This is a genomic window from Methanobrevibacter sp. UBA417, assembly GCF_002508845.1.
Taxonomy (GTDB): Archaea; Methanobacteriota; Methanobacteria; order Methanobacteriales; family Methanobacteriaceae; genus Methanobrevibacter_A; species Methanobrevibacter_A acididurans.
The window spans coordinates 1-11683 of sequence record NZ_DAZC01000033.1; the positions used below are offsets into that span (position 1 = coordinate 1).

Annotated in this window: 7 protein-coding genes; 2 read left to right on the forward strand and 5 right to left on the reverse strand. The window is 28.4% G+C overall.

Annotated features, from left to right (window positions below; all coding sequences use genetic code 11):
* Positions 1-212 precede the first annotated feature (212 nt).
* Complete coding sequence (locus tag BP769_RS07685) at positions 213-1445, forward strand: FprA family A-type flavoprotein (RefSeq protein ID WP_409198218.1); 1233 nt, start codon at positions 213-215, stop codon at positions 1443-1445.
* Between the two features lie 71 nt (positions 1446-1516).
* Positions 1517-1933 (forward strand): ferritin-like domain-containing protein, encoded by a 417-nt coding sequence (locus BP769_RS07690; protein ID WP_409198219.1) that lies wholly within the window; start codon positions 1517-1519, stop codon positions 1931-1933.
* 247 nt (positions 1934-2180) lie between these two features.
* Here the strand turns inward: BP769_RS07690 and BP769_RS07695 are convergent, their stop codons facing one another.
* The 5 genes from BP769_RS07695 to BP769_RS07715 all read right to left on the reverse strand — a co-directional run bounded on the left by BP769_RS07695 (position 2181) and on the right by BP769_RS07715 (position 11502).
* Positions 2181-3338 carry a site-2 protease family protein gene (locus BP769_RS07695; RefSeq protein WP_409198220.1) on the reverse strand — a complete coding sequence of 386 codons (1158 nt, stop codon included), beginning with the start codon at positions 3336-3338 and terminating at the stop codon, positions 2181-2183.
* A 45-nt stretch (positions 3339-3383) separates the two neighbouring features.
* Positions 3384-4613 (reverse strand): gephyrin-like molybdotransferase Glp, encoded by a 1230-nt coding sequence (gene glp, locus BP769_RS07700; protein ID WP_409198221.1) that lies wholly within the window; start codon positions 4611-4613, stop codon positions 3384-3386.
* Positions 4614-4641: 28 nt separating this feature from the next.
* The gene (gene purL / locus BP769_RS07705) at positions 4642-6795 is read right to left on the reverse strand and encodes a phosphoribosylformylglycinamidine synthase subunit PurL (protein ID WP_413824986.1); all 2154 of its coding nucleotides are present in this window, start codon (positions 6793-6795) and stop codon (positions 4642-4644) included.
* 26 nt (positions 6796-6821) lie between these two features.
* On the reverse strand, positions 6822-10148 hold the full coding sequence (gene ileS / locus BP769_RS07710) for an isoleucine--tRNA ligase (protein ID WP_413824983.1): 3327 nt from the start codon (positions 10146-10148) through the stop codon (positions 6822-6824).
* Between the two features lie 148 nt (positions 10149-10296).
* Positions 10297-11502, reverse strand: a complete 1206-nt coding sequence (locus tag BP769_RS07715; RefSeq protein WP_413824980.1) for a methionine adenosyltransferase — start codon at positions 11500-11502, stop codon at positions 10297-10299.
* Positions 11503-11683: the final 181 nt, after the last annotated feature.

Below are 11683 nucleotides of genomic sequence, written 5' to 3' on the forward strand. Positions count from 1 at the left end.
TTAACTTGAAATAATAATTATTTTATTTAATAATATTTTTAATTTTTTTTGGATATTTTTTACTTAATTTTATATTTCATTGAAAAATAATGATATCAAATATTTTATTAAAACAATACCTTTATATATTATAAATTAATAAAATAAAACTAATGTTCTAGTAAATACGAACATGTTTTTAATAATTTCTAAAAAAATATTAGAGGGAAAAAATGAAAGCAAAAGCTCAAAAAATCGCTGAAGGAGTATACTGGATAGGTGTACTTGACTGGGACTTAAGATCTTATCATGGATACACATTAGATGGTACTACTTACAATGCATACTTAGTATTTGGAAAAGATAAAACTGCATTAATTGATAATGCATATCCAGGAAAAACCGAAGAAATTATGGCACGTATAGATGATGCATTCGAACAAGAAGGAAAAGATGTAAACATAGATTATATCATACAAAACCATGTTGAAAAAGATCACAGTGGAGTATTAGTAGATCTCCATAAAAGATTCCCTGAAGCTCCAATATACTGTAGTGAAATAGCTGTAAAAGGATTAGAAAAACATTACCCCGCACTTCAAGGATTAGATTTCCAAACTGTAGGTACTGGAGATTCATTAGATTTAGGTGGAAGAACCTTTGCATTTTTAGATGCATTTTTACTTCATTGGCCAGACAGTATGTTCACTCTCTTAGTAGAAGATGGAATTTTATTCCCAAATGATGCATTTGGACAACATTTATGTTTCACCAAAAGATTTGATAAAGATATTCCTGATGAAATACTTATGGATGGGGCAAAAAAATTTTATGCAAATTTAATTACTCCTCTTTCTAAAAAAGTTCTAAAAAAATTTGATGAAATTATAGAATTAGATTTATTAGATAAAATTAAAATGATTGCACCATCACACGGTCAAATATGGACAGACCCTATGAAAGTTATTAATGCTTACAGTGGATGGGCTACTGGAAAATTAGCAGAAGATAAAATTACTATAGTATATGATACAATGCATTACTCAACTCAAACAATGGCACATGAAATTGCAGAAGGTGCAATTGCCGAAGGATATGATGTTGAAATGTTTTATTTACATGAAGATGAAAGAAGTGAAATTGTTAAAAGTATTTTAACTAGTAAAGCAGTAGCATTCGGTGATCCAACAATAAATGATTACCCATTCCCAAGTATGGGAGATATTTTATTCTATTTAAAAGGTCTTCATTTCAACAGAACAGGATTTAAAAGACCTGCTGTAACATTTGGATCCATGGGAGGAAAAGGTGGATCACCAGATATATTAGCAGAATATTTAAATGATTCTGGATTTGATGTAATAGAAAAAGATGAAATTTATTATGTACCTAATGAAGACGAAAAAATAGCAGCATATAAATTAGGTCAAGACTTAGTAGCAGCTGCAAAAAAATTAGAATTATAAACATACCCAAAAATTAATATTAATGTAAAATATATATTAAAATGAAAATTTAAATTATTGGAGGAAAAAATATGGCAGAATATGAACGTAAAATAGGAACTACAGTTAATACTGATGTAGAAAAAGAAGTAGCAGGAAATTTCAAAGGAGAAACTGCTGAAGTAGGTATTTATATGGCTATGGCTAGACAAGCATCAAGTGAAGGTTATGGAGAATTAGCTGAAGTATTTAAAAGATTAGCATTTGAAGAAGCTGAACATGCAGCAAGATTTGCTGAAATGAATGGTGTTATTAAGCCTACTTTAAGTGAAAATATTGATATGATGCTTGATGGTGAATTAAAAGCTAATGTTGAAAAAAGAGAAGCTTCTGATAAAGCAAAAGAAGCTGGTCTTGAAGATGCAAGCGATTTCTTCCGAGAAAGTTCTAAAGATGAAGGACGCCATTCAAGAATTTTAGAAGGAATTAAAGAAAGATATAATTTATAAATTTCTTTAACCTTTTTTTATTTTTAATAAAAAACTTAAAAATCAATAATCTATTTTTTGAATATAAAATAAAGTCCTTTAAAATAAAAAAACAATACATTAAAATAAATGATTACAATAATCATATATAAATAATTAATCATTTAACCTTAAATATAAAAGTTACTAATTTTAAATCATGATTTCAAACGAATCATGTACATGTAAATTATATTTTATAGAAAAATAAAAAAATTAAAAAATTTTTTTATAATAATGCTGCACTAAAACCATAAATTAAACTTATTATAATTATCATTAGCATTAAATAAGATGAAAATTTTGTCAACAATTGAACTGTTTTTTCAGACAATTTATAACTTAATAATGTTTCAAACATCAAACCCCCATCTAAAGGTTTCATAGGCAATAAATTAAATGAACCTATTGCAAAATTTAGGAAAAAAATCCAATTAAATAATTGAATCATTGGAAATATTACCCAAAGAACAGGACTTAATTGATTACTCCCTAAATCATTATTAAAACTATAATGTTTAACTGTTTGAACACCCATATAACCTAAAGTTTTATTATTTGGATTTTCTCCTAACTTAAAACTATAAATTCCTTGATCCGTCGATACATGAACCGTTTGATATGGTCTAAATGTTTTTATTGTATTTATGTAACCTTGAGAATTATCAAAACTTTGATTATTTATTGACTCTACAACCATTCCAGATTTTAAAATCCCATCTGCAGGAGCATCAGAAACAACCCTATCAATGCTTACCCCATCTTCATGAAAATACATTGGAACAACAGCAGAAGATAAAACCAAAACAATGATTAAAGAAATAACTGCAAGAACCATATTACCCATTGATCCTGCAGCATAAATTCTTAACTTACCAGATTTGGACAAATGTTTAATTTCATCTTCATCAGGTTCAACAAAAGCCCCAGGGATTATCGCAAACAATAATAAACCAATAGAATTAATTTTTACATTTTCTACTCTAGCTAATATTCCATGAGAAAATTCATGAATAATAATCACTGTGATTAAACCAATAATACCATAAAGAAATGGTATAAAAATTGGTGATCCTGGGATATCAACTCCAGGAATAACTAGTCCAACTGCAGGAGTTTGAGATATATTGGCAAATGAGTAAATTAAACTTACTGCCATGAAAATCATTAAACCAAATGAAATAATGATTCCTATATTCATATACCATTTCCAAAACTTTTTAGATTTATTAGCTATTCTGTCTATAAATCCCCTAAGTCTTTTTGTCTTCCATAATAATACTGGAAATTCAACTTCCACATCATGTTTGACTAAATAATCTTTAAAAATTAGAGCGAATAACCAAATAATAATAAAAGCTATAACATAATACCAAATTCCATTCATGTTTTCACTTACAAAAATTAAATTAATAAATATTAAAAATAGGAATTAATATTTATCCCATATCATTGAATTAAAAAATACTAAATTTACAAGGTCCCCTTTTTCTATTCCTTCATTATTTTCATCAATGATTATATAACTATTTGCTTCAACCATTGATCTAATAATTCCTGAACCTCTATTTAATATATGTTTTGCATATTTTTCATCAGCATAAGTTCTAATAAAATCAGTTCTACCTAAATTTGATGGAATTTTTAGTAAGGATTCTCTTTCAACAATTTTAAAATCAAAATTAAGCCCTTGCATTTGAATTAAATATTTTCTTGCAAAAATATCAAATTGGGCCATAGCTGCAACTGGTTGACCAGATAATGTGAAAACAATAGTATCATTAATTATACCAGACCCTACAGGTTTTCCAGGTCTTATAGAAACACCATGAAATAATAATTCTCCAGAATCTTCTACAGCATCCACAACAACATCCCCTTTACTAATTGCAGTTCCACCTGTAGTTATGATAACATCAAACTCTTTTGAATTTTCAATAAGAATAGATTTAACTTCCTCAAAATTATCATGAGCATGTTCTACTTCAACAGTAGCGCCTGTACTTTGGATTAAAGAAGAAATTGTATATTTATTTGAATTAATTATTTTAGCTTTATCTAAAGTAGAAGAAGGTTCAACTAATTCATTACCTGTAACAATTAGTTTTACTTTAGGTTTTTTATAAACTTTTATTTCTTTAAAACCAGCTGAAGCTATCAAACCTAACTCTTGAGATCTAATAAATGTATTTGAATCTAAAATTTTATCTCCCTTTTTTAAATCCTCACCTAAAGGTGAAATATTATCTTTAGGACTAACTTGAGAATGAATATCTAAATCATTACCCTCATGTGAGGTGTACTCTTCCATTAAGACCGCATTAGCCCCTTTTGGAATTGGAGCTCCTGTAGCTATCCTAATTGCTTCACCCGATTTTATTGTTTTTTCAGAAAAGTCCCCCGCACCTATAAAATCTATTAATTTAAGATGTTTATGATTATTATTAGATGCTCCAAATGTATCTTCCGCCAAAACAGCATAACCATCCATAGCAGATTTATCAAATGGTGGAGAATCATGAAAAGAATATATATTTTCAGCCAAAACTCTATTATGAGCATCTTTAATATCTATTTTTTCTATATCCATAATTTTTTGAAAATTATCTACTTTTTCTAAAGCATCATCTAATGGCATTAATTTTGAAAAAAAACCTTTCATATAATTTCTCCATCTCATCACATATTTATTATGACATATATTGTTCTATTACTCCATTGTAAGAATCATTTAATTTTTTAATTGAGATATTTATATCAGCTAATATTAATGATTTTCCTTTAACTTCCCCAATACAACTACAAGGAACATTAATTTTTGATAAAATATCATTTAATGCATCTGGTTTTACAGTGATAATATATCTTCCATGAGATTCAGAATAAATTAAATTATTAATAGTTAGTTCATCCTCTTTCGGAATTTTTGATACATCAATTTCACAACCATATTCTCCAGAAATTGCCATTTCAGATAAAGCTACTGCAATTCCTCCTTGAGAACAGTCATGCACTGCAGTGATAAATTCATTTGAATCCTCTTTAATTAAATTTAAAACAGCATTTGCATTATCAAATTCTTCATCAATTCTAACTTTTGGTGCTTTTCCTTGTTCTATGTTATGAACAGATCTATAATATTCAGAACCTCCAACTTCATCATAAGTTTTTCCAATTATGATTATTTTATCATTTTCATTTTTGAAATTCATAGTTCGAATATTCTTTAAGTTTTCAACACCAATAACTCCCACAGCAGGTGTTGGATTAATTTTTACACCTTCCATTTCATTATAAAAACTAACATTTCCACTAATAACTGGAGATTTAAATTTAGAAGCCATATCAGACATTCCCTTAATACATTCTTGGAATTGCCATAAAATTTCAGGATTTTCAGGATTTCCAAAGTTTAAACAATCAACAATAGCATAAGGAGTGGCACCCATAGAAACTACATTACGTATTGCTTCAGCAACTGAACCTGCCCCACCATCATAAGGTGATAATTTTGTGTAAATAGGATTTGAATCTGCAGTTAATGTTACAGCTGTATTTTCATCTACTTTAAGAACTGCTGCATCATCTCCAGGTTTAACAACTGTTCTTATTTGTACCTCATGGTCATATTGTTTATAAACCCATTTTTTACTTGCAATATTTGGAGAAGATAAAATTTTTATTAAAGACTCAGATAATTTTGGATCATTAACTTTAACGCAAACATCATTTTTAATTGGTTCTTTAATCTCACGATTAAGAGAAGGAGGATCTGCTAACAATAAAGTAGGTAAATTTGCAATTTCTTGATTTTCATCAAAAATAATCATATTATCTCCATCAGTAACTTCTCCAATTACTTCTGAAATAATTTCATGTTTATCACAAATAGATTTAGCTTTAGCCACATCATCAGGATTCAATACAAAAACCATTCTTTCCTGTGATTCTGATAACATTATTTCATATGGAGTCATTCCAGTTTCACGTAGAGGTATAGAATTTAAATCCACTATAGCTCCATTGTTAGAAGAATCAGCTAATTCTGAAATACAGCAAGTTAATCCTCCTCCACCTAAATCTTTTACTCCTGAAACATTAATTTTTTCAATTATTTCATAAGAAGCTTCCATTACTCTTTTTTTTGTAAAAGGATCACCTACTTGTACAGCAGGTCTATCCTCTGTTTCTGAATCAGAAGTTAATTCTTCAGAAGCAAAAGTAACACCATGAATTCCATCTCTACCTGTGCTGCCCCCCATCAAAAAGAAGACATCTCCAGGATTAGGTGCAATTCCATAAACTAGTTTATCTTTATCCACTAAACCTGCACAAAGAACATTGACTAATGGATTAGTTCTAAATGATTCATCAAATTCAACTTCTCCTGCAACAGTAGGTACTCCAACTCTATTACCATAATCAGAAATCCCTTTTACAACATGTTCAAAAAGATATCTAGATTTTTGATCTTTATCTATTGGACCAAAACGAATAGAATCTAATAAAGCAATCGGTTTTGCACCCATAGATATTATATCTCTAAGAATTCCACCAATTCCAGTACCTGCACCCCCATACGGTTCAATAGCAGAAGGATGATTATGACTCTCCATTCCAACAGCTAGAGCTAATTTATCAGTTATTGAAACTATACCCGCATCATCTCCTGGACCTAAAATTATGTTTTCACCTTCAGTCGGAAATGTTTTCAAAATAGGTCTACTACTTTTGTAAGAACAATGCTCTGAAAACATAACATCTAACATACCCTCTTCTAAGGGATTCATTTTTCTCCCAAGAATTCCCTTAATATATTCCATTTCAGAATTTTCCAAAGTCATTTAAACACCTACTAACAATAGTTTTCTTATTTTTTAACTATAGAAATCATGATTTCTTCATCTTCTATTTTCCATTTCTTTGTATATTCATCTTCAATAGCTTCAGATTCAGGCACACAAACAGATGTATTCCCTTCTACTAATGTAAAAGTAATTGCTCTAACTTCGTTTTTAATTAAATCTGACTGTTTTTGTACTAATTCTTTGAATTTTGAACTTGAATAAACTAAAACTCCAATCATAGATTCTACATCCAAATCCATATCTTTTCTCATATCTTGAATTCTTCTAATAAGTTCACGAGACATAGCTTCAGATAATATTTCCTGAGTAATTTCTGTATTTACAAAAACATTTCCACCATCAAATTCAGAACTAACTACATTATCAGGGAGTTCAGTATCATATAAAACTTCTTCAGAAGAAAGTTCTATTTCTTTTAAATTTCCTTCTCTATCTTCAGTCTTTACAATATATTTACCATTAGATTCTAATTCTTTTTTAATAATATTACCATCAGCATTAGCAAAGTGTTTTTTTACTAATCCTAAATCTCCTTTAAGTTTAGGGCCTAATATCTTTAAATTTGGTTTAGCTACAAATGATAAATCTTTAAACTCTTTTGCTGTTAAAACATTTTTTGTATTAGATTGGTCTTTAATAATATCTTCAAAATAGTTAACTGCATTTATAATTTTTTCATCTTGTGAAACAATTGTGATATCATTTACTGGCCATCTTAATTTGTATCTAACTATATCTCTTGCCCTAGCAGATGCTTCAATGATATTTCTTACTGAATCCATCATTTCTTCAAGATTAGTATCTATAAGATTTTCATCAAATTGCCATTTTTCCATGTGTATACTTTCTTTAGATGTTTGTTTAACATTAACAACTAAATTATGATAAATTTCTTCACTTAAATGTGGTGTTATAGGAGCCATTACTTTAATTAATATTTCAAGAGCTGTGTAAAGACTGTAATAAGCACCTAATTTATCAGGATCATTACTTTCAACCCAAGTTCTTCCTCTTATTAATCTTACATACCATCTACTTAAATCTTCTAATATAAAATGGTTGATTTTTCGAGTTGCTAAATGGAAATATAAATTATTTAAATCTTCACCTACTTCTTTAGACAAAGTATTAGCTTTAGATATAATCCATTTATCTTCTTTTCTTAAGTTTATATTGTCTTTAGTACAATTTTCAGGATTAAAATTATCTAATGACATATAAGTAGTTGAAAATACATACACATTCCACAGAATATTAAACATTTTTTTAACATTGTTTAATTCATCCCACACAAATTTAAGATCATCCCAAGGTTTACATGCCCAAAGAAGATAAAATCTTAATATATCCGCACCATACTTTTCAATAACTTCTTCAGGTCTAACAACATTACCTAAAGATTTACTCATTTTTTTACCATCTTCATCTAATACAAAACCATGCATTAAAACTTTCTTATAGGGTACTTCATCTAAAGATATAACACCTGCACCTAATTGAGAATAAAACCATCCTCTAGTTTGATCATGACCTTCTGTTATAAAATCATAAGGATACCATTTTTTAAAGCCTTCTTCTTTTTGAGGATAATATAAAGATGCCCATCCAGCAACTCCTGAATCAATCCAAACATCTAAAACATCAGGTATTCTAGTCATCTCATGTCCACAATCACATTTAAATTTTATTTCATCAACATAAGGTCTGTGGACTAATTCATCATCATTAGCTTGAATTTCATATATAGATTTATTCTTTAATTCATTTACTGAACCAATTACTTCAATTTTGCCACAATTTGGGCATTCCCATATAGGAATAGGTATTCCCCAATATCTTTGTCTTGAAATTGTCCAATCTTTAGCATTTTCAACCCAATCTTTAAATCTTTGTTGTCCTGCCCATTCAGGAATCCAATTAACACGATTTAATTGATTAAGCATTTCTTGTTTTATTTCAGTAACTTTTAAAAACCATTGTTCAGTAGCTAAATAGATTATCGGAGTTTTACATCTCCAACAAGTTCCATATCTATGGATTATTGTTTCATTTCTTAATAAAGATCCATTATTTTCCAAATCATTTAATATATTTTCATTGAACTTTTTAACAAATCCACCAACATATATTCCTGCATCTTCAGTAAATTTTCCTTCTTCATTTACTGGACAAAATATTGGTAAATCAAATTCTTTACCAATTTCAAAATCATCAGGCCCATGACCTGGTGCGGTATGTACACAACCTGTCCCTTCTCCTAATTCTACATGATCACCAGGTAATATTTTATGAACATTTTCTATTTTATCCATTTCCAATTGTTTTGGGATTTCATTAAATAAGGGATAAACATAATCTAATCCTTCAAGATCTGTACCTTTAACTATTTTGATAATTTGATAGTTTATAGTTTCTATAACTTCTTTTTCATATTCAATATCTTCGTTTTCAGCATAATCTTTTTCAATTTTGTGTTTTAAAACTTTTTTAGTTATAGGTTCTCCAAAAATAGGTTCAACTAAATCTTCAGCTAAAATTAATATTTCATTATTAATTTTCACAAATGCATAATTAAAATCAGAATTAACACAAATAGCTAAGTTTGCTGGAAGAGTCCAAGGAGTTGTTGTCCATACTAATACATATTCTTTAAGATTTTCATTATTTTCTTCTTTAGATAAAATGTTATCTTTTAAAGGGAATTTAACATATATGGAAGGATCTTCTTTTTCTTCATAATCTATTTCAGCTGCTGCTAAAGCTGTTTCACAATGAGGACACCAGCTTATTACTCGTAAATCTTTAGTGAGTAAATTTTTTTCATTAGATCTTTTAAGAGTCCACCATGCAGATTCCATATACTTAGGATCCAAAGTCATGTAAGGATTTTTCCAATCCATCCATACACCTAAACTTTGAAATTGTTTAGTCATAGCTTCTTTATTTTCCATTGCAAATTCTTTACATTTATTTACAAAACTAGCTATTCCAATTTTATTTTCAATTTCTTTTTTACTTTTTATACCCATTAATTCTTCTACTTTATGTTCAATTGGAAGACCATGAGTATCCCATCCTGCTTGTCTTCTTAAAGAATACCCATTCATAGATTTATATCTTAAATGAGTATCCTTTAAAACTTTATTCCATGCAGTACCTAAATGGATTTTACCACTACAATATGGAGGTCCATCTAAAAATGAATATTGTGGACCATTTGCATTTAATTTATTAACTTTAGAAAAAATTTGATTTTGTGACCAAAAATTTTGGACTTTATCCTCAATTTTTGAATACTGATATGATTTTTCTGCCTCTTTTAATGGCATGTATTATCTCCTGTAAATGTTATGATAATGTTTTTCTATGATTAAATAAGTGTATTATTTGAAATATTAAATAAAAATAATTTATATTCCATCTTTAAATCATGAATAATTATTTTAAAAATAAAAAAATGAAAAAATTAATTAGTGTTTAGAAAGTTCTAGCTTTACCTTTTACAACATCTTCAGTTATAGAAGAAATATTTTCGAGCCAGTCATTCATAATATTTTCAACTTTTTTATCAACATCTTCTAATTTATAACCTTTATCTAATATAACTTGAGAAGTTGCTGCTTTAGGTTGATCTATAGGTTTACCAATTTGACTTAAAATCATCAAATTAATTTCTTTAATTCCTTCTACATTTTCTACAACATCTTCTGCAATTCTATTAGATAATATATTGTAAATTTTTCCAACATGATTTATTGGATTTTTTCCAGAAGTAGCTTCCATAGACATTGGTCTGCATGGAGTAATTAAACCATTTGCACGGTTACCTCTTCCAACAGAACCATCATCTCCCATTTCAGCAGAAGTACCAGTAACAGTTAAGTAATAACCAGATTCATCAGTAGCTTCATCATTATCTGCAGTGTTCACAAAAACGTTAATTTCTCTATTAGTGAATTTAGTTGCATAATCTGCAACAATATCTTTTAATTCTTCACGAATAGATTTGTATTCATCTACATCAGAAATATATTTAGAAACCATTGCACAAGCAATAGTTAAGGTTATTTTTTCTCCTTCTCTTAATCCCATTACTTTTATATCTTCACCAATAGCAGGGTGTTGTTTTTTAAATGCTTTTGAATTTAATAATTTTTCAACATTTAAAACAATAGTTTCAGTTTCAGAAAATGGAGCATAACCTACACCGAAAGAAGTATCATTAGAAGATGGAGCACCAGCTCTTCCGAAAACATCAACTAAATCTCCAGACCCATGCCCAATTTTACATTCAACAACAGCATCGGATTCTACATTAAGATTAATAATAGCATCATCAATGAAATCTTTAGCAGATTCAATTGCCACACGATCTAATGGGAGTTTTTCACCATCATATTCAGATACACCTCTTCCTGTTAAAAGTATATCTATAGGTTTTAAGATTTCCCCACCACCAAATTGAGGGTCTGATTCTCCAGCAGTAATTTGAACTTCATCAGTGTTATGGTGAAGAACACCACCGAATCTATCTAAATATAATTCACAAAGAGCTTCACTAACAGATTCCCCTATACCATCACTGATACTATCTGGATGACCAATACCTTTTCTTTCTACAATTTCAATATCAATATTTTCTATATATGTTTGATTTAATTCTTTTACAATTATATTTCTCATAATTACACTCACATAAATGATTAGTAAATATTAATTAAATTAGGAAATTTATAATAATTTTCCATTTATTAATCTATCAAAAAATTGAGATTAAAGACAAGATTAATATTATTTAACATTTTATAATTTATTTATTATTAATTTAGATAAATAAATGTTCTTATTAAAATTTTAAAAAAAA